This is a genomic window from Sphingobium sp. 22B (assembly GCF_001580035.1).
In the GTDB taxonomy this organism is placed as follows: domain Bacteria; phylum Pseudomonadota; class Alphaproteobacteria; order Sphingomonadales; family Sphingomonadaceae; genus Sphingobium; species Sphingobium fuliginis.
Window position 1 is genome coordinate 1 of the sequence record NZ_LTAB01000100.1, and the last position, 338, is coordinate 338.

Below are 338 nucleotides of genomic sequence, written 5' to 3' on the forward strand. Positions count from 1 at the left end.
TTCCCACTTTGCACCCGGCGTGACCCCAAGCTCTGAGTGTACACGCTGCATGTATTCATCCAGAAGCCAGTTGCAGAAAGCCTTGTCGAGGTCTTCCAATGTTAGCGTCGGTGTGGGATTCCTTGCGCCGCTGGTGAGGTAGCCCGGTAACTCCGAAAGAAATAACTGATTGACTGTTTGAAAGAAACGCTCTTGTTTGCCGCGTCCGCGAGGCTGTCCGATTGTAGAAAATATGGTAGACATCTTCAATTCTGCTGATACTTCTTCCAGGTGATTCGACGTGAAATCGGAACCGTGATCTGTATAAAACTGATCTGGAATGCCGCACACAGTCCAGC

The 338-nt window shown here is 50.0% G+C and carries 1 pseudogene; it reads right to left on the reverse strand.

Going from position 1 to position 338, the window contains the following annotated elements:
• Positions 1–338: pseudogene (locus A0J57_RS26285) on the reverse strand (DDE-type integrase/transposase/recombinase); the annotation flags it as partial.